This window comes from Stenotrophomonas sp. 109824_Sma (assembly GCF_056480025.1).
The window spans coordinates 3,151,652-3,168,967 of record NZ_CM151078.1 but is presented as its reverse complement, the minus strand read 5'-3'; the positions used below and the strand labels follow the sequence as shown (position 1 = coordinate 3,168,967).

The 17,316-nt window shown below is 67.6% G+C and carries 14 protein-coding genes; 8 read left to right on the top strand and 6 right to left on the bottom strand.

What is annotated here, in order from left to right; all coding sequences use genetic code 11:
* Positions 1-2: 2 nt before the first annotated feature.
* Genes ACZK1G_RS15040 through ACZK1G_RS15020 form a run of 5 tightly spaced genes read left to right on the top strand, consistent with a single transcriptional unit; the run spans position 3 to position 7,108 of the window.
* Positions 3-1,343, top strand: a complete 1,341-nt coding sequence (locus ACZK1G_RS15040; RefSeq protein ID WP_101765802.1) for a sugar ABC transporter substrate-binding protein — start codon at positions 3-5, stop codon at positions 1,341-1,343.
* The gene (locus tag ACZK1G_RS15035) at positions 1,340-2,221 is read left to right on the top strand and encodes a carbohydrate ABC transporter permease (RefSeq protein WP_005410323.1); all 882 of its coding nucleotides are present in this window, start codon (positions 1,340-1,342) and stop codon (positions 2,219-2,221) included. Before ACZK1G_RS15040 ends, ACZK1G_RS15035 begins: the two co-directional genes overlap by 4 nt.
* Positions 2,218-3,054 (top strand): carbohydrate ABC transporter permease, encoded by an 837-nt coding sequence (locus ACZK1G_RS15030; RefSeq protein ID WP_008264935.1) that lies wholly within the window; start codon positions 2,218-2,220, stop codon positions 3,052-3,054. The genes ACZK1G_RS15035 and ACZK1G_RS15030 overlap by 4 nt, the downstream gene beginning before the upstream one ends.
* Entirely contained in the window at positions 3,051-6,218 is a 3,168-nt protein-coding gene (locus tag ACZK1G_RS15025; RefSeq protein ID WP_101765801.1) for a discoidin domain-containing protein, read from the top strand. The genes ACZK1G_RS15030 and ACZK1G_RS15025 overlap by 4 nt, the downstream gene beginning before the upstream one ends.
* Before the next feature lie 2 nt (positions 6,219-6,220).
* Positions 6,221-7,108, top strand: coding sequence for an endonuclease/exonuclease/phosphatase family protein (locus tag ACZK1G_RS15020; protein ID WP_101765800.1), 888 nt, complete (start codon positions 6,221-6,223; stop codon positions 7,106-7,108).
* A 184-nt stretch (positions 7,109-7,292) separates the two neighbouring features.
* Here ACZK1G_RS15020 and ACZK1G_RS15015 read toward each other — a convergent pair whose 3' ends face one another.
* A complete protein-coding gene (locus ACZK1G_RS15015) occupies positions 7,293-10,538 on the bottom strand; it encodes an Rne/Rng family ribonuclease (RefSeq protein ID WP_101765799.1) in 3,246 nt (1,081 codons plus the stop codon).
* 407 nt (positions 10,539-10,945) lie between these two features.
* Here ACZK1G_RS15015 and ACZK1G_RS15010 point away from each other — a divergent pair, with 407 nt between their 5' ends.
* Complete coding sequence (locus ACZK1G_RS15010; RefSeq protein WP_049401092.1) at positions 10,946-11,920, top strand: RluA family pseudouridine synthase; 975 nt, start codon at positions 10,946-10,948, stop codon at positions 11,918-11,920.
* An 88-nt stretch (positions 11,921-12,008) separates the two neighbouring features.
* Here ACZK1G_RS15010 and zupT read toward each other — a convergent pair whose 3' ends face one another.
* The 3 genes from zupT to ACZK1G_RS14995 form a co-directional block, all read right to left on the bottom strand.
* Positions 12,009-12,818: a zinc transporter ZupT gene (zupT, locus tag ACZK1G_RS15005; RefSeq protein WP_014037815.1), complete on the bottom strand. Its 810-nt coding sequence runs from the start codon at positions 12,816-12,818 to the stop codon at positions 12,009-12,011.
* A 98-nt stretch (positions 12,819-12,916) separates the two neighbouring features.
* Positions 12,917-13,333, bottom strand: coding sequence for an energy transducer TonB (locus ACZK1G_RS15000; RefSeq protein ID WP_014037814.1), 417 nt, complete (start codon positions 13,331-13,333; stop codon positions 12,917-12,919).
* Positions 13,330-13,680, bottom strand: coding sequence for a 4a-hydroxytetrahydrobiopterin dehydratase (locus tag ACZK1G_RS14995; protein ID WP_006456031.1), 351 nt, complete (start codon positions 13,678-13,680; stop codon positions 13,330-13,332). Before ACZK1G_RS14995 ends, ACZK1G_RS15000 begins: the two co-directional genes overlap by 4 nt.
* 90 nt (positions 13,681-13,770) lie before the next feature.
* Here ACZK1G_RS14995 and ACZK1G_RS14990 point away from each other — a divergent pair, with 90 nt between their 5' ends.
* Both ACZK1G_RS14990 and ACZK1G_RS14985 read left to right on the top strand, forming a co-directional pair.
* Positions 13,771-14,370, top strand: coding sequence for an NfuA family Fe-S biogenesis protein (locus ACZK1G_RS14990; protein WP_014037813.1), 600 nt, complete (start codon positions 13,771-13,773; stop codon positions 14,368-14,370).
* Positions 14,371-14,380: 10 nt separating this feature from the next.
* Positions 14,381-16,141 (top strand): hypothetical protein, encoded by a 1,761-nt coding sequence (locus ACZK1G_RS14985; protein WP_101765798.1) that lies wholly within the window; start codon positions 14,381-14,383, stop codon positions 16,139-16,141.
* 132 nt (positions 16,142-16,273) lie between these two features.
* Here the strand turns inward: ACZK1G_RS14985 and ACZK1G_RS14980 are convergent, their stop codons facing one another.
* Together ACZK1G_RS14980 and ACZK1G_RS14975 are read right to left on the bottom strand one after the other, a co-directional pair.
* Positions 16,274-16,687, bottom strand: coding sequence for a barstar family protein (locus tag ACZK1G_RS14980; RefSeq protein ID WP_049444791.1), 414 nt, complete (start codon positions 16,685-16,687; stop codon positions 16,274-16,276).
* Entirely contained in the window at positions 16,687-17,139 is a 453-nt protein-coding gene (locus ACZK1G_RS14975; RefSeq protein ID WP_014037810.1) for a guanyl-specific ribonuclease, read from the bottom strand. Before ACZK1G_RS14975 ends, ACZK1G_RS14980 begins: the two co-directional genes overlap by 1 nt.
* Positions 17,140-17,316: the final 177 nt, after the last annotated feature.

Genomic DNA, 17,316 nt, shown 5'->3' with positions numbered 1-17,316 from the left:
CGATGCCGAACTGGATCGACCGCCTGCGCCGCTGGGCGCTGCCTGCCCTGGCCGCACTGGCCGTGGCCGGCTGCGCCCGTACCGAACCGGGCACCACCACCGTGCGCTTCTGGGCGATGGGCCGCGAAGCCGAGGTGGTCAGCGAACTGATCCACGAATTCGAGGCCGAAAACCCGGGCATCAAGGTGGATGTGCAGAACATCCCGTGGACCGCCGCGCACGAGAAGCTGCTGACCGCGTTCGCCGCCGACGGCCTGCCGGACGTGTGCCAGCTGGGCAACACCTGGGTGCCGGAGTTCGCCGAACTCGACGCGCTGACCCCGCTGCAGCCGTTCGTGCAGCGCTCCGCCGTGGTCGACCCGAAGGACTACTTCCAGGGCATCTGGGATACCAACGTGATCCACGGCGAGCTGGTCGGCGTGCCGTGGTACGTCGATACGCGCCTGATCTACTACCGCAAGGACCTGCTGGCCAAGGCCGGCTACGACCACCCGCCGCGTACGTGGCAGGAATGGGAGGAGCAGATGGCGGCGATCAAGCGCATGCAGGGCCCGAACCGCTATGCGGTGCTGATGCCGATCAACGAATTCGAGCAGCAGCTGTCGCTGGCATTGCAGCAGCCCGACCCGCTGCTGCGCGACGACGACACCCGCGGCAATTTCGCCAGCCCGGGGTTCCGCCGCACGCTGGCCTTCTACGCCAACATGTTCGAGCAGGGCTGGGCGCCGAAGATGTCCGAAACGCAGATCTCCAACGTCTGGGACGAATTCTTCCGCGGCTTCAACGTGTTCTACATCTCCGGCCCCTGGAACATCCGCGAGTTCAAGAAACTGCAGCCGAAGGAACTGGAAGGACAGTGGGGCACCGCCGCGCTGCCGGGGCCGGACGGCCCGGGCGCGGGCATCGCCGGTGGTACCAGCCTGGTGATCTTCCGCAAGTCGCAGCAGAAGGAGGCGTCCTGGAAGCTGATCGAGTTCCTGTCGCGGCCAGAGATCCAGGCGCGCTTCCATTCCATCATCGGCGACCTGCCGCCGCGCCGCAGTGCCTGGAGCGCGCCGTCGCTGGCCAACGATCCGCTGGCAGCCGCGTTCCGCGATCAGCTGGAGCGGGTCAGGCCGACGCCGAAGGTGCTCGAATGGGAGCGCATCGTGCAGGAAATGCGCATCGTCACCGAGAAGGTGGTGCGTGGTGGCCTGGCGCAGGACAAGGCCGTGGAAGAGCTGGACCAGCGCGTGGACAAGGTGCTGGCCAAGCGCCGCTGGATGCATGAACAACAACGCCTGCAGGAGCGCGCGCCGTCGCCGCAATCGAGCAGCGCCGTGGCCGCCGGGAGCGCGCAATGAAACGTACTTCGCTGGCTGGCTGGATCTTCGCCGGCCCCTCGCTGATCGTGCTGGGCGTGTTCTTCGGCCTGCCGGTCGCTTCGGCGCTCGCGCTGAGCGTGACCGACTTCGACCTCTATGCGCTGGCCGACAGCAGCAACCTGCGCTTCGTCGGCCTGGGCAACTACATCGACCTGCTGCAGACGCCGATGTTCTGGAAGTCGCTGTGGAACACCACCTACTTCGTGCTGATCGGCGTGCCGTTGTCGATCGGCGTGTCGCTGGGCGCGGCGATGCTGCTCAATGCGCCGGCCGCGCGCTTCAAGGCCCTGTTCCGCACGGCCCTGTTCGCGCCGGTGGTGACCACGCTGGTGGCGGTGGCGGTGATCTGGCGCTACCTGTTCCATACCAGCTATGGCCTGGTGAACTACGGCCTGGGCCATCTGGGCATCAGCCCGATCGACTGGCTGGGTGATCCCAACTGGGCGATGCCGACCATCATGCTGTTCGCGGTGTGGAAGAACTTCGGCTACAACATGGTGATCTTCCTGGCCGGCCTGCAGGCGATCCCGCATGACCTGTACGAAGCGGCGCGCATCGACGGCGCCTCGCGCTGGAAGCAGTTCCTGCACATCACCCTGCCGATGCTCGGCCCGGTGCTGCTGGTGGTCGGCGTGATTACCGTGTCCGGCTACTTCCAGCTGTTCGCCGAACCCTACGTGATGACCCGCGGCGACCCACTGCAGAGCACCGTCAGCGTGCTGTATTTCATGTTCGAGGAAGGCTTCAAGTGGTGGAACCTGGGACGCGCCTCCGCCGTGGCGTTCCTGCTGTTCCTGATCATCCTGGCGGTGACCACCGTGATGCTCCGTTTCGGCCGCAAGAGGCAGTTGGTATGAGTCGTGAAATCGGCCAGTCGCGCTGGTACCCGTGGATGATCAATGGTGCGTTGCTGGTGCTGGCCCTGGTCAGCCTGGCACCGCTGCTGTGGATGCTCTCGGTCTCGTTTATGCCGCAGGGCGAGGCCAGTCATTTCCCGCCGCCGCTGCTGCCGTCGAGCATCACCACGCACAACTACCATGAGCTGTTCGCGCGCACCGGCATGGGCGGCAACTTCGCCAACAGCCTGCTGGTGTCGCTGGGCATCACGATCGGTTCGTTGCTGCTCAACACCATGGCCGGTTATGCGTTCGCCAAGCTGAATTTCGTCGGCCGCGAGCGCCTGTTCCAGGTACTGATGGCGGCGCTGGTGATTCCGGCGCAGGTGGCGATGCTGCCGCTGTTCCTGCTGATGAAGCAGCTGGGGCTGGTCAACAGCTTCGGTGGCGTGATCGTGCCGGCGCTGGCCAGCGTGTTCGGCATCTTCCTGGTACGCCAGTACGCGCGTTCGATCCCGGATGAACTGCTTGAAGCGGCCCGCATCGACGGGGCAGGGGAGCTGCGCATCTTCTTCCAGATCGTGCTGCCGATGCTCAAGCCGGTGCTGGTGACCCTGGCGATCTTCACCTTCATGGGCGCATGGAACGATTTCATGTGGCCGCTGATCGTGTTGACCGATCAGGAGCACTACACTTTGCCGGTGGCGCTGGCCACCCTCTCGCGCGAACACATCATGGACGTGGAAATGATGATGGCCGGCGCGGTGGTCACCGTGGTTCCGGTGCTGGCGCTGTTCCTGGTGCTGCAGCGGTACTACATCCAAGGTCTGTTGCTGGGGAGCGTCAAGGGATGAAGCGAGCGATCGCCGTTGGACTGGGACTGTTGTGGACCTCCCTGGCGATCGCCGCACCACCGGCACTGCCGGCGACGAAAGTGCTGGACGACTTCGACGATATCGGCGCCTGGAAACTGGTGCTGTCCGACCAGGTCAGTGGTTCGCTGCGGCCGGTCAGCGGCGCCGGCGGTGGCCGCGCGCTGTGCCTGGACTACGATTTCCACAAGGTCTCCGGCTACGTCGGCATCCGCCGCGCGCTGAACATCGAGTACCCGGTCAACTACCGTTTCGGCTTCCAGCTGCGCGGTGATTCGCCGGCCAACGACCTGCAGTTCAAGCTGATCGACGCCAGCGGCGACAACGTCTGGTGGGTCAACCGCCCGGGCTACAGCTTCCCCAAGGCGTGGACGCCGGTCGAGTACCGGCGTCGCCAGATCGACAAGGCGTGGGGGCCGTCGCCCGAGAAGGAGATGGCACGCAGCGCCGCGGTCGAGTTCACGATCTACAGCAAGGTCGGTGGCCGCGGCACGGTGTGCTTCGACAAGCTGACCCTGCAGGGCCTGCCGCCGCAGGATGATTCGGCGCTGGTGCCATCGGTGATCGCCGACACCGCCACCGCGCTGCAGGACCGCATGATCGATGGCAAGGGCGACACGTTCTGGATCAGTGGCGGGGTCAAGCAGCAGACCATCAGCCTGGATCTGCACAAGAGCCGCGAGATCGGTGGTGCGGTGATCGACTGGCTGCCGAACCTGGAAGCCAACCGTTACACCGTGCGGACCTCCGAGGATGGCCGGGACTGGCGCACTGTGCGCGAGGTGACCGGCGGCGCGGGCGGTCGTGACTGGCTGGCACTGCCGGATACCGATGCACGCTACGTGCGCTTCGACCTGCTCGATGGCCCGAACTGGCGCTACGGCATCCGTGACATCGCGCTCAAGCCGCTGGCCTTCGCCGCCACGCCGAATGCGTTCCTGTCTTCGGTGGCGGCCGATCTGCCGCGCGGGTCGTTGCCGCGTGCCTATGTGGGCGAACAGCCGTACTGGACCCTGCTCGGCCTCGATGGCGGCCAGGAACAGGCGCTGATCAGCGAGGATGGCGCGCTGGAGCCGGCCAAGGGCAGCTTCAGCATCGAGCCGTTCATCCGCCTCGACGGCAAGCTGCTGGACTGGTCGAAGGTGGCCATCACCCAGTCGCTGCAGGATCACTACCTGCCGATCGCCAACGTCGACTGGGTGCACGAGAAGGCCGGCCTGGCGGTGACCAGCTTCGTGCAGGGCACGCCGGAGCGCGCGCAGCTGATCGGCCGCTACCGGCTGAGCAATCCGGACAAGGTGGCGCACGAATACACCCTGGCGCTGGCGATCCGCCCGTGGCAGGTCAACCCGCCGACCCAGTTCCTCAACACCGTTGGCGGCTTCAGCCGCATCGATGCGCTGGATGTGGGCGAACAGCTGGTGCGCATCAACGGCGAGCCGCGCATCTACCCGCTGCAGGTGCCGGATGCCCGCTTCGCCAGCACGTTCGATGGCAAGCTCGATGCGATGCATCTGGCGTCCGGAAAGTACCCGGCCAGCACGGCGGTGAAGGACAGCACCGGCATGGCGTCCGGCGCGCTGCTGTATACGATCAAGCTGGAACCCGGCCAGAGCCGCGAAGTGGCGGTGGTGCTGCCGCAGACCGGCGGCTGGGCGCCACAGGCGCTGGACGTGGCCAAGGCGCAGGCGCAGGTGGCCGAGCAGTGGCGGCAGAAGCTGGGCGTGGTCTCGTTGCAGGTGCCGGCTGCGGGCCAGGCACTGGTCGACACCCTGCGCACCGCAGTGGCGCACATGCTGATCTCGCGGGTTGGCCCACGCCTGCAGCCGGGCACGCGCTCGTACGCGCGCAGCTGGATCCGCGATGGCGCGATGATTTCCGAGGGCCTGCTGCGCATGGGGCGCAGCGATGCCGTGCGTGACTACATCAACTGGTATGCGCCGTACCAGTTCGAGAACGGCAAGGTGCCGTGCTGTGTCGATGCACGTGGCAGCGACCCGGTGCCGGAGAACGACAGCCATGGCGAGCTGATCTACAGCATTGCCGAGTATGGGCGTTATACCGGTGACAGCACCTTCGCCGAGCTGATGTGGCCGCATGTGCAGGGCGCCTACAGCTACATGGAGCAGCTGCGCGCCAGCGAGCGCACGGACGAGAATCGTGCGCGCAATCCGGCGTTCTACGGGATGATGCCGGCCTCGATCAGCCACGAAGGCTATTCGGCCAAGCCGATGCATTCGTACTGGGATAATTTCTGGGCGTTGCGCGGCTACAAGGACGCGGCATCGCTGGCGGCCCAGCTGGGCAAGGTCGAGGCGATGCAGATCGCCGAATCGCGTGACCAGTTCCGTGATGACCTGCAGGCTTCGCTGCTGTCGGCGATGCAGCAGCACAACATCGATTACCTGCCAGGCTCGGCCGAGCTGGGCGATTTCGATGCGACCTCGACCACCATCGCGCTGGCCCCGGGCGGTGAACAGGGTCGCCTTCCGCAGCAGGCGCTCGATGCCACCTTCGAGCGCTACTGGAAGGAGTTCGTGGCCCGTCGCGATGGCAAGCGCGAGTGGAAGGACTACACGCCCTATGAGTGGCGCAACGTGGCCGCCTTCGTCCGCCTGGGCTGGCGTGATCGCGCCTGGCAGGCGACCGAGTTCTTCTTCAAGGACCGTGCGCCGCAGGCCTGGAACCAGTGGGCCGAAGTGGTTTCGCGCACGCCACGCAAGCCGTTCTTCGTCGGTGACCTGCCGCATGCCTGGGTGGCCTCGGACTTCGTGCGCTCGGCCTTGGACATGTTCGCCTACAGCCGTGACATGGACGATGCACTGGTGCTGGCCGCCGGCATTCCGACCGCCTGGCTTCAGGGCGAGGGCATCGCGGTGCAGGGCCTGCGCACGCCGCAGGGCCAGCTCAACTACCGCCTGCAGCGCAGCGACAAGCAGCTGGTGCTGGAGGTGCAGCCGGGCCTGGTGCCACCGGTCGGTGGCGTGGTGCTGCCGTGGCCGTATGCGGGCGATCCGGGCGAGGCGACCATCAACGGCGAAGCGGCCGAGTGGGTCAACAAGGAACTGCACGTGCACCAGCTGCCGGCGCGGGTCGAGATCGACGTACCGAGCGCGGTGCGCCGCGCCGAACGCAAGGGGCAGTAACGATGAAGCAACAGGGGGCAGGGGTGCGCGCGACGGTGCGCGCCCTGGGGCTGGCCATTGCATTGGCATTGCCGGGCGTGATGATGGCGGCCGAACCGGCTGCCACGACCGCGGCGTCCGACGTCGCCAGCGCGCCAGGCATGAGCATGGTGACCTTCAACCTGCATCATGACCGCGAAGACTGGCCGAGCCGGCGCCGCACCATCCTGGCCGAGCTCAAGCGCCTGCAGCCGGATGCGGTTGCCCTGCAGGAGGTGATCCAGCGTCGCAACGTGCGCAACCAGGCGCAATGGCTGGCCAGCCAGCTCGGCTACAAGTACGTGTTCGTGTCCACCGATCCGGTGGGCGCACCGAAGCGCTACGGCAATGCGTTGCTGACCCGGCGGCCGATCCTCGCCCAGGGAGATTATCTGCTGCAGCCATTGAATGATTACCGCACGGTGGCCCACCTGCGCATCGACGTCGACGGCACGCCGGTGAACGTCTACGCCACGCATCTCAACGAGCGCAACGACGAGAGTGGTCAGCGCATTCGTCGCAGCCAGGTCGAGGACCTGCTGCGCTTCATCACCGCTACCTCGGCCGGCGCGCCGGTCGTGATCGCCGGCGACTTCAACGCGCTGGTGGACGCAGGCGACCTGAGCGAGCTGCGCAGCCATTACGGCGACAGCTACGGCAGCGTGCACGTCAACACCGACCTGGCCGGCGTCAGCACCTTGAACCGGCACTATTACCAGGCGCCCTCGCGCATCGACCACATCTTCTTCCAGCAGGACCGGATGGTCGCGCGCGAAGCGAAGCTTCTGTTCGACCAGCCCGATGACAGCGGTCGCTGGGCGTCGGATCATTACGGGGTCTGGACCCGCCTGCAGTTCGCCCCGGCGCGCTGACGCTGCGGGGCCTCATGCTCTGGTAGGTGCCAACCTTGGTTGGCACGGGCGTGTCCACGTGCATTGAATCAACGGCGCCAATCAAGGTTGGCCTCTACCAGAGCGCTGCACGCGCTGTCCGCACAAACAAAAACGGCGGGGATCATCGATCCCCGCCGTTTCGTTCTACCCGATCAAAGAACGATCAGTTCGCCGGTGGCGTGCGCTTGGCGGCTTCTTCGTCTTCGTCCGATGCCTGGGCATCCGCGGCCTGGCTGGCCGAATCGGCATGGCCATCGGCAACCGGATCGATCGACGGCGTCACCACGGCTTCGGCCACCGGTGCGGCAGCTTCGATCGGCGCGGCTTCGACGGCCACCGGCGCTGCCGGCTGCTCGACGACCGGTGCGGTTTCGACCACCGGGGCGGCCTCGATGACCGGCTTCGCTTCCACCACCGGAGCGACATCGGCCACGACCGGAGCGGCTTCAACCACCGGGGCGGCTTCAGCAATCACCGGCTTGGCTTCGACGACCGGAGCCACTTCCACCACCGGAGCGGCTTCGACGACCACCGGTGCCGGCGCGGCCACTACGGCGGCCTCTTCGACCACCGGCTTGGCTTCAGCCGCCGGAGCGACCGGTGCTTCCGGCTGGGCCGGGGTTGCGGCGTCGATCTGGTCCAGCATGCTGGTCTGCACCGGCTGCGGGGCCGGCTCGGCCTTGATGACCGGTGCCGGGGCCGCCGCTTCCTGCGGAGCGACTGCTTCGACCACGGCGCTGCTCACGGCAACCACCGGGGCGGCAGCGGCAACAGCGACCGGTGCACGGACGGGCTTTTCAGCTTCCACGGCCACCGGCTCGACTTCGTCATCGAAATCGAACTCCGGCTGCGAGCGCGACGGCGGCGCGGCGGCGGCCGGAGCGGCCTCGGCGACAGTGTCGGCAGCCTGGTCGGCGCTGTCATTGTCATCGCCTTCGTCACCGTCGTCCTGGTCATCGCCCAGGCCGTCGTTGCCGACAGCGTTCTCGGCGCCACCGCGACGACGGCGACGGCCACCACGACGGCCACGGCGGCGGCGGGTCGCGCCTTCACCGGCCTGCTCGCCGTTGGCGTCGAGGGCAGCCTCTTCACCGGTCACGGCAATCGCCTCGGCCTCGTTGCCGGCGTTGGCAGTGGTGTCGGCCGGTGCGGCGGCCTCAGGCGAAGCGGCAGCCAACGGTGCAACCGGCGCCACCGGCGCGGTCGCTTCCTGAGCGGTCACCACGTTGGCGGCGACCGCCGTGGCGGTCACGGCCTCGGCCGGTGCCTCGGCGGCGCTGCGCTGCGGCTTCTCGGCCGGCTTGTCACCGTCCTGCTGCTGGCGCGGCTGCTTGGGCTGCTTCAGCTTCGGCTGCTGCTGGTTCTGGCCCTGCTGCTCGTTGCGCGGCTTGTTCTGCTGCTGCGGCTGCTGGCCGTCCTTCTGCTGCGGTTCCTTCTGCTTGCCCTGCTGCGGCTGCTGCTGGGCATTGCCGTTGTTGCCGCCCTGGCGACCGTCCTTGCGCTGCTCACCACGGTCCTTGCGGTTGCCGCCGTCCTTCTGCTGCTGGGCATTGCCGTTGCCGCCGTTGCCACGGCTGTCGTCGCGACGGTCCTTGCGATCCTTGTTGCGATCCTTGTTGCGGTCCTTGCGGCCGCCATCCTGCTGCGGCTGGCGGGCTGCCGGGGCCGGAGCGGGGGCCGGAGCCGGCTCGCCACCGAAGATGCGCTTTAGCCAGCCGACCACGCCACCACTGGCGGCCGGTGCCGGGGCAGCGGCGACCGGTGCCGGGGCCGGAGCGGCCACCGGTTCGGCTTCGGCACGCACCGGGGCCGGTGCAGTGTGCTTGACCTGGGTCACGGCCGGCGGCGGGATGTTCAGCTGGCCCTTGGTCAGGGCGTGCACCGGCAGCTTGCGCGGGGTGCCACGCTGGTAGCTCGGCTTGTTGCTGTCTTCACCCAGCTCGTTCTCGCGCAGGCGGGTCACGTTGTAGTGCGGGGTGTGCAGCTGCTCGTCGGCGACGATCACGATCGGCGCCTCGTGGCGCTGTTCGATCTCGCGCAGGGCGCTGCGCTTTTCGTTCAGCAGGTAATTGGCGATCTCCACCGGGGCCTGCACCAGCACCTGCCCGGTGTTCTCCTTCATCGCATGCTCTTCGGCAACGCGGATGATCGACAGCGACAGCGACTCGACGCTGCGCATGCGGCCGTGGCCGTCGCAGCGCGGGCAGACGATCTGGCTGGATTCACCCAGGCTCGGGCGCAGGCGCTGGCGGCTCATTTCCAGCAGACCGAAGCGCGAGATGCGGCCGACCTGGACGCGGGCACGGTCGTACTTCAGCGCGTTGGCGAGGCGGTTCTCGACTTCGCGCTGGTGCTTGTTGGAGGCCATGTCGATGAAGTCGATCACCACCAGGCCGCCCAGGTCGCGCAGGCGCAGCTGGCGGGCCACTTCCTCGGCCGCTTCCAGGTTGGTCTGGAACGCGGTGTCCTCGATGTCGCTGCCCTTGGTGGCGCGCGAGGAGTTCACGTCGACCGCGGTCAGCGCTTCGGTCTGGTCGACCACGATCGAGCCGCCCGACGGCAGGCGCACGTTGCGCTCGTAGGCACCTTCGATCTGCGATTCGATCTGGAAGCGGTTGAACAGCGGGATGTCGTCCTTGTAGTGCTTGAGCTTGCGCAGGGTCTGCGGCATCACCTGCTGCATGAACTCGCGGGCGTGCTCGTACATCTCCTCGGTGTCCACCAGGATCTCGCCGATGTCGGCGCGCAGGTAGTCACGCAGGGCGCGCACGATCAGGCGCGATTCCTGGTAGATCAGGAACGGGGCCGGCTTGCTCAGCGCGGCTTCGGCGATGGCGCGCCAGACGTTGAGCAGGTAGTCCAGGTCCCACTGCAGCTCTTCCGCATCGCGGCCGACGCCGGCGGTACGGATGATCACGCCCATGTCGTCGGGGATGTTCAGCTTGTCCAGGGCGTCCTTCAGTGCGGCCCGGTCTTCGCCCTCGATGCGACGGGAGACACCGCCGGCGCTGGGCGAGTTCGGCATCAGCACCATGTAGCGGCCGGCCAGCGAGATGAACGTGGTCAGGGCGGCGCCCTTGTTGCCACGCTCTTCCTTGTCCACCTGGACGACGATCTCCTGGCCTTCCTTCAGCAGCTCGCGGATGCCGGCCTTGTTGTGGTCGACACCGGCCTGGAAGTAGTCGCGGGAGATTTCCTTCAGCGGCAGGAAGCCATGGCGGCCACCGCCGTACTCGACGAAGGCGGCTTCCAGCGAGGGCTCGATGCGGAAGATCCGGCCCTTGTAGATGTTGGACTTCTTCTGTTCCTTCGACGGCTGTTCGATGTCGATGTCATACAACGACTGGCCATCCACGATGGCAACACGCAGCTCTTCAGCCTGCGTGGCGTTGATCAGCATTCGCTTCATTGTTGCGTTCCTCGCAAGCGGCTACCGCGCGGAACGCCATGGGGTTTCGCCTCTGGACACGGTTCGCCGCCCATTCGCGCAAGCGCGGGGAGGGCGGCTTGGGTTTCCAGCGCTACGACACCACGGCAGGCCGCGGGAGCGCTTCACTCTTATGGGTTTTGGGGTGTTACAGGCCGCAGGCAGCTGTCAGCCAGGCTGGAGCGCCACGCGGGACATGTTCAGCACGGTTGCGTGTCAGGCATCCGGCGATGGCCGGGAAGGCCGGTGAGCCGCTAACATGGCCGCCCCGCGGGCGGTGGTCGCGCACTGTGCCGGATTCGTCGGAAGCTGGGCTTCTGGCCCTGAGTAACTTCCAACGAAATCAATCCCTTATCTCGCCCCCCGAGTGTAACAGAATAAACAGCCTGATGACCGCCCAAGACCCCACCAAACCCGCTGGCGACAAGCCTTCCGTGCGCATGATCACCGTTCCCGCCGACCGCGCCGGCCAGCGCCTGGACAACTTCCTGCTCGGCCAGCTGAAGGGTGCCCCGCGCAGCCTGGTCTACAAGCTAGTGCGCAGCGGCCAGGTACGGGTGAATGGTGGCCGCGCCAAGGCCGAACGCAAGCTCGAGGCGGGTGATGAGGTGCGTGTGCCGCCGGTTCGTCTCACCGAAGAGGGAGACAAGGCCGGTCCGCCGGAGGCGTTCATGCGCCGCCTGGAGCAGGCCATCGTCTTCGAGGATGCCCGCCTGCTGGCCCTGAACAAGCCGACCGGCGTGGCCAGCCACGGCGGCAGCGGCATCAGTTTCGGTGCCATCGAAACCCTGCGTGCCCTGCGCCCGGGCCAGACCCTGGAGCTGGTCCACCGGTTGGATCGCGACACGTCGGGTCTGCTGATCGTCGCCAAGAAGCGCTCGGCGCTGAGCGAGCTACAGGCGCTGCTACGTGAAGACCATGGCGCCGGCATCCGCAAGCGCTACCTGACCCTGCTGGCCGGGCGCATGCCCGACGGTGTGATGACGGTCGACGCGCCGCTGCACGTGGGCCTGCGCCAGGGCGGCGAGCGCCATGTGCAGGTCAATGCGATCGGCAAGGAATCGATCAGCCACTTCCGGGTGTTGGAACGCCGCGGGGGTCATTCCTACTGCGAAGTCCGCATCGAGACCGGCCGTACCCACCAGATCCGCGTGCATGCCCAGCACCTGGGGCATCCGGTGGCCGGTGACGACAAATACGGCGATCCTGCGGTCAACAAGCGGCTTCGTGAGCAGATCGGGCTGAAGCGCCTGTTCCTGCACGCGGCCTCGCTGGAGTTCGCGCTGGACGACGGCAAGAGCCCGTACGTGCTGAACGCGCCGCTGGCCGACGAGCTGGTCGAGGCGCTGGATCGTCTGCGCTGACAATGACCGGGTAGCTCCGGGGCATGCCCGGTCGTTGTCTTGTCTGGGTAGATCCACGCCATGCGTGGATGCGCCCCTCTGGGGCCCCTCACCACTTGAACAGCACCAGGCTGATCGCCAGCGTGCCCATGCCTGCGACCAGTCCATAAACCGTCTCGTGGCCCTTCGCATAGCGCTTGGCCGCCGGCAGCAGCTCGTCCAGCGCCAGGAACACCATCACGCCGGCGATCAGCCCGAACACCCAGCCGAACGTGGCGTGCGACAGCGACCCGGACAGCAGCCAGTAGCCCAGCGCCGCGCCCACCGGTTCGGCCAGGCCGGACAGCAGGCTGGCGCTGAACGCATAGAACTTGTTCTGGGTGGCGAAGTACACCGGCACCGCAATGGCGATGCCCTCGGGGATGTTGTGGATGGCGATGGCGAAGGCCAGCGGCATGCCCACCGATGGGCTCTCCAGCGTCGCGAAGAACGTTGCCAGCCCTTCCGGGAAATTGTGCGCGGTGATCGCGATCGAGGTCAGCAGGGCGACGCGCTTCAGGTACTCGCGGCTGTTCTCGCGGAATGCCGGGTCCTGCTTGTCCAGGCTGTCATGCGGGTTGGGAATGAAGTGGTCGATCAGCACGATCACGATCACGCCCAGCAGGAAGGCCAGGGTGCCGTAGGTGAAGCCGGTGCGCTCGCCATAGGCCAGGGCGAACGACGCAATGGACTTGTTGAGGATCTCCGACAGCGACACATACACCATCGCGCCGCCGGCGAAGGCCAGGCCAAAGGCCAGCAGGCGCGGATTGGGCCGGCGCGAGAACAGCACCAGCAGGCTGCCGATCGCGGTGGCGAGGCCGGCCGCAAGGGTGACCGCCAGCGCGATCCAGATGTTTTCGGGGGGAATCTGCAGCATCTACCGACGCAGTCCTGGTCAACAGACAACCGCCCCGGGCAGTGCCGGGGCGGCGAGGGCGAGGCGGGCGTCGGCTGGCCTCGTCGGGGTGCGCGCGATCAGCCGCCGCGGCGCAGGCGTTCTTCGATGGCGAAGCACTGGTCCGGCTTCGGCTGCGGCGGGTTGAAGCTGACCGGCACCTGGATGGTGGCCGGCACCGGCTGGCCGTTGCGGGTGGCGGCATTGAACTGCCAGCCCTGCACGGCGGTCTTGGCCAGCTCGTCCAGCTGCGGGTTGCCGGCGCCTGTGAGCAGCGCCACTTCGCTCGGCTTGCCGTCGGTGCCGATGGTCACCTTGAAGGTGCTGGTGCCACCCACGCCCATGCAGGCCAGTTCCAGCGGGTACTGCGGCGGCGGCGTCTTCACCGCGGCCACTTCGGTCGGCGGCGGCGGTGGAGGTGCCGGTGGTTCGGACGTGCCACAGCCGGCCAGGCCGGTCGCAGCGATCAGGGACAGGCTCAGCAAACGTACGTTCATGGCAGTTGCTCCGTCAGGGCCGAAGTCTTTGCCGCGCAGATGAAGTCGTTCTCGCTCAGGCCGCCCACGTCGTGGGTGGAGAAGCGCACGACCGCGCGGTCGTAGTGCACGCCCAGGTCCGGATGGTGGTCCTCGCGGTGGGCAATCCAGGCCAGCGCGTTCACGAAGGCCATGGTGGCGTAGTAATCCTTGAAGCGGAAGGTGCGCGACAGGGCCTGGCCACCCTCGCTCAGCTCCCAGCCGGGAATCTGCGGCAGCAGTTCGGCCAGGCGGGCTTCGCCGAGCTTGTGGTCGCTGCCTTTGCGTGGCACGCAACGGGCCTGGGCCAGTGGAATCAGGTCGGCCATGGGAATCTCCACCTCGTGTTGACTGAACAATGCGCCGGACGGTGTATAAACCGAATGAGCGGCTGACGCTTACTTGGCTAGAATAGCCTGATGATCCAGATCTCCGACACTGCCCAGACCCATTTCCGCAAGTTGATCGAACGCGAGGGCGTGCCCGGCATGGGCGTGCGCCTGAGCGCGGTCGACCCCGGTACGCCGCGCGCCGATGCCCGGCTGGAATTCGCCGAACCGACCGACCTGCTCGGTGACGAGTGGGCGGTGGACTGCGATGGTTTCACCCTCTATGTGGACGCCGGCAGCGTTGGCTGGCTCGATGGCGCCGAGATCGACATCGTCGCCGGCACCGCCGGTGCCCAGCAGCTGACCATCAAGGCGCCGCGCATCAAGGGTGAAGCGCCCGGTGACGCCGCCTCGCTGGTCGAACGCGTGCACTGGGTGGTGGAGAACGAAGTCAATCCGCAGCTGGCCTCGCATGGCGGCAAGGTGGCCGTGCAGGAAGTCTCGTCCGACGGCGTGGTGCTGCTGCGCTTCGGTGGTGGCTGCCAGGGCTGCGGCATGGCTGACGTGACGCTCAAGCAGGGCATCGAAAAGACCCTGATGGGCCGCGTGCCGGGCGTGACCGCCGTGCGCGACGCGACCGACCACGACAGCGGCCACGCGCCGTACATTCCGCGCGGCAACGTCGCCTGATCGCTGACGCGTGCCTCTGACCCGGGCCGAGCAACTCATTGACCTGCTGCTGGCGCGCCAGCAGCCCCGCGCCGTCCTCGAGAAGACCACGCGCCTGCCCTATGGCTGGGCGCTGTGGCTGCGCTCGCTGGGGCCGCTGCCGCGGCCGTTCCATGCCCGCGACGTGATCGCAGTTTTCCTGCCGCGCCCGCTGCCGGGCCCGCCCGGCCAGTCGCCGCGGCTGTCGCCGTGGCAGGCGCTGCGCCGTTTGTTCTGGCAGGACTGGGACGCTGCGCCGCGCGACCAGCGCTGGATGCGCTGGACCTCGGCACTGGTCAGTGCACTGCTGCACCTGCTGTTCTTCATGCTGCTGCTGTGGGTGGCGGTGATCCGTACCACCGCGCCGGACGAAGAGGGCGCCGAGGGCGAGCGCGTGCAGGTGGAGTTCGTCGGCAGCGCCACCCAGGAAGGCGGTGGCGATCAACCGGGCGCCGAAGCGACTGCGGCTGCGGCGGCGGGTCGGGTTGCGACGGGCCAGGAAGCGGGCGCTGCCACGGCCCCTGCACCACGTCCGGTCGCTGCCGAAGCCGCCGCCTCATCCCCGGCATCCGCGCCGACCGTCAGCGTTCCACCACCGCCGGCCGAAGCGGAGCCGGCGCCGGTTGCCGCGCCGCCGCCTTCGCCTGTCCAGGCCACCGAAGTGGCGCAGGCCAGCACCGATTTCGTGGTGCCGCCGGTCAGCGTGCCGCGTACCGAAGTGAGCGTCGTGCCGCGTGACAGCACACCCGTTGTGCGCGAGCGCAGCGTGCAGCCGGTGCAGGCGCCGCCGACACCAAGCCAGGTGCGCACCCCGGAACTGGCCGTGCGCACGCCGCAGGTGCGTGACATCCAGGTGCGCGAACGCGAAGTCAGTACGGTCGATGCGCCGGTCGCGCCACAACCGTTGCGTAGCGCGGAAATGCAGGTGCGCGTGCCGCAGCAGGACGTGCAGGTGCGCGAACGTGAAGTGCAGGCCGTGGCCGATCCGCAGGTGCGGATGGCGGCGGTGGCCGGACGTGAGCCCGCCGTACGCGCGCCCACCGGCCGCGACGTGCAGGTGCGCGAACGGGAGGTGGCCTCGGCACCGGTGGCAGTACCGGCATCTTCCAGTGGCAGTGCCACGGCGGCGCCTGCAACTGCGGCCCAGGGCAGCGCGACGCAGGCGAGCAGCAGCACGCGTCCGTCAGCGTCCAGCAATACACCGGCGAACGCAGGAGCGCGCCCGGCGCCCGATCCAGGCAACTGGGCGACACCTGCCAAGGGCGATGACTGGGGGTCTTCCAGCCGCAACCGTGACGGTGCCAGCAGTGGTGCCCGCCAGGCCAGCACTGCCGGCAAGGGCAGCGGCCTGTTCAATGCCGATGGCAGCGTGCGCGTGCCGGGCCAGGAAGGAGATGGCCATGCCGAGCGCGGTGCGCCCGGTGGTGCCAACGATGGCTGGAGCAAGGAGCGCATCGCGCAGTCCGGCACCTGGCTGAAACGCCCGCCGTACGACTACACACCGACCTCGTTCGACAAATACTGGGTGCCGCAGGAATCGCTGCTGGCCGAATGGGTGCGCAAGGGCGTCAAGGCGATGGAGATTCCATTGCCGGGCACCAACACGAGGATCTCCTGCGTCATTTCGATCCTGCAGGCCGGTGGCGGCTGTGGCCTGACCAACCCCAACATGCAGGACCAGCCGGCCGTGGCACGACCGCCGCCGGACATCCCGTTCAAGAAAGAGCTGCAGGAAGATAACGGGAGCCGCTAGGACGGCGCATCCACGCATGGCGTGGATCTACTGTGCATCCAGCTGCGCCGGGTAGATCCACGCCATGCGTGGATGATCCATGCGGGGACACGCCCATGCCGACCAGGGTCGGCATCCACCAGGGCAGTGCTCTTACGCGCTCTGCGACAGGAACACCCAGAACGGTACGTCGCGGCCGACCCAGTCACGGCTGGTCTCGTCCATCACGTCCAGCAGGGTGTCGAAGTCCTTCTGCGCACCGGTGCGCAGCGCGTCCACGTCGGCCAGAAACAGCGCGTAGCCATTGGCCGGCAGCCATTGCAGGTCGCGCAGGTTGTCCGACAGCGCATCCCAGTTGCCGCCGAAGCCGGCCGGGAAATCCAGCTGTGCGGCCAGCCGGGCGAGCAGGGTGCGCTTGTCCGCGACGCCCTCCAGATCGATGCGGATCACCTTCAGGCCGGCATCGCGCATCGCCGCGGCCAGTGCGCCGATGTCGTCGCTGTCGATCGCGTAGACGCCGGCATTGTTGATGTCGTGCAGGCCGAGGCCGAAATCATCGTGGCTCATCACTGCGCTCCCTGGGCCGGTACGGTGAAGCTGCGGAATGACGCGTAGTGGTCGTCGGTGTAGTACCACGCTTCCGGCGGATCGCCGCCGGTGACGATGCGGCGCGTGCCGCGGGTACGCGCGCCGGGGGTATCGACGGTGTATTCGCGGTAATAGCCGCGTGCGCGCTGCGGCAGTTGCTGCTCGCGGTTGCCGAAGGTGCTGCCGTCCTGGCGGTGCGGGAACGGACCGCCACGCTGGATCAGGGCGATGGTCGCGCGCGCTTCGGCGGGCAGGAACGCGGGAAGTCCGCTGTCCTTGCCGGGCGAGGCGGTGGCCGGCGCGCGTGCGGCGGGCGTGCCCTGCAGGTCGGGCGCGAACTGCGGCGCCGGCGGCCGCTGCAGGAAATGGTTGGCGACCAGGCCGAGCAGCAGCAGGGCGATGGCGGTGATCAGCAGCCGGGGGTTGCGCATGGGCAGGGGCGGGCGAGGGTGGTGCACGCACTGTAGCGCCTGTGCGCTGCACGGTGCATGAGGAGAGCGCTGCGTCACTGCTGCGTAACAATTGCCGTCGTGCTCACTGGCAGGACGCAATTTCCTTTACATCCCCCTTGGTAATCTGGGGGTCTGTCCCCATCATTCACCGCGCAC

What these genes read in the sequence shown, in the direction of transcription:
- ACZK1G_RS15030 (WP_008264935.1), top strand. Translation starts at nt 2,218, where the DNA reads ATGAGTCGTGAAATCGGCCAGTCGCGCTGGTACCCGTGGATGATCAAT.
- ACZK1G_RS15025 (WP_101765801.1), top strand. Translation starts at nt 3,051, where the DNA reads ATGAAGCGAGCGATCGCCGTTGGACTGGGACTGTTGTGGACCTCCCTG.
- ACZK1G_RS14990 (WP_014037813.1), top strand. Translation starts at nt 13,771, where the DNA reads ATGATCCAGATCTCCGACACTGCCCAGACCCATTTCCGCAAGTTGATC.
- ACZK1G_RS15040 (WP_101765802.1), top strand. Translation starts at nt 3, where the DNA reads ATGCCGAACTGGATCGACCGCCTGCGCCGCTGGGCGCTGCCTGCCCTG.
- ACZK1G_RS14995 (WP_006456031.1), bottom strand. Translation starts at nt 13,680, where the DNA reads ATGGCCGACCTGATTCCACTGGCCCAGGCCCGTTGCGTGCCACGCAAA.
- ACZK1G_RS14980 (WP_049444791.1), bottom strand. Translation starts at nt 16,687, where the DNA reads ATGAGCCACGATGATTTCGGCCTCGGCCTGCACGACATCAACAATGCC.
- ACZK1G_RS15010 (WP_049401092.1), top strand. Translation starts at nt 10,946, where the DNA reads ATGACCGCCCAAGACCCCACCAAACCCGCTGGCGACAAGCCTTCCGTG.
- ACZK1G_RS15000 (WP_014037814.1), bottom strand. Translation starts at nt 13,333, where the DNA reads ATGAACGTACGTTTGCTGAGCCTGTCCCTGATCGCTGCGACCGGCCTG.
- ACZK1G_RS14975 (WP_014037810.1), bottom strand. Translation starts at nt 17,139, where the DNA reads ATGCGCAACCCCCGGCTGCTGATCACCGCCATCGCCCTGCTGCTGCTC.
- ACZK1G_RS15035 (WP_005410323.1), top strand. Translation starts at nt 1,340, where the DNA reads ATGAAACGTACTTCGCTGGCTGGCTGGATCTTCGCCGGCCCCTCGCTG.
- zupT (WP_014037815.1), bottom strand. Translation starts at nt 12,818, where the DNA reads ATGCTGCAGATTCCCCCCGAAAACATCTGGATCGCGCTGGCGGTCACC.
- ACZK1G_RS15020 (WP_101765800.1), top strand. Translation starts at nt 6,221, where the DNA reads ATGAAGCAACAGGGGGCAGGGGTGCGCGCGACGGTGCGCGCCCTGGGG.
- ACZK1G_RS15015 (WP_101765799.1), bottom strand. Translation starts at nt 10,538, where the DNA reads ATGAAGCGAATGCTGATCAACGCCACGCAGGCTGAAGAGCTGCGTGTT.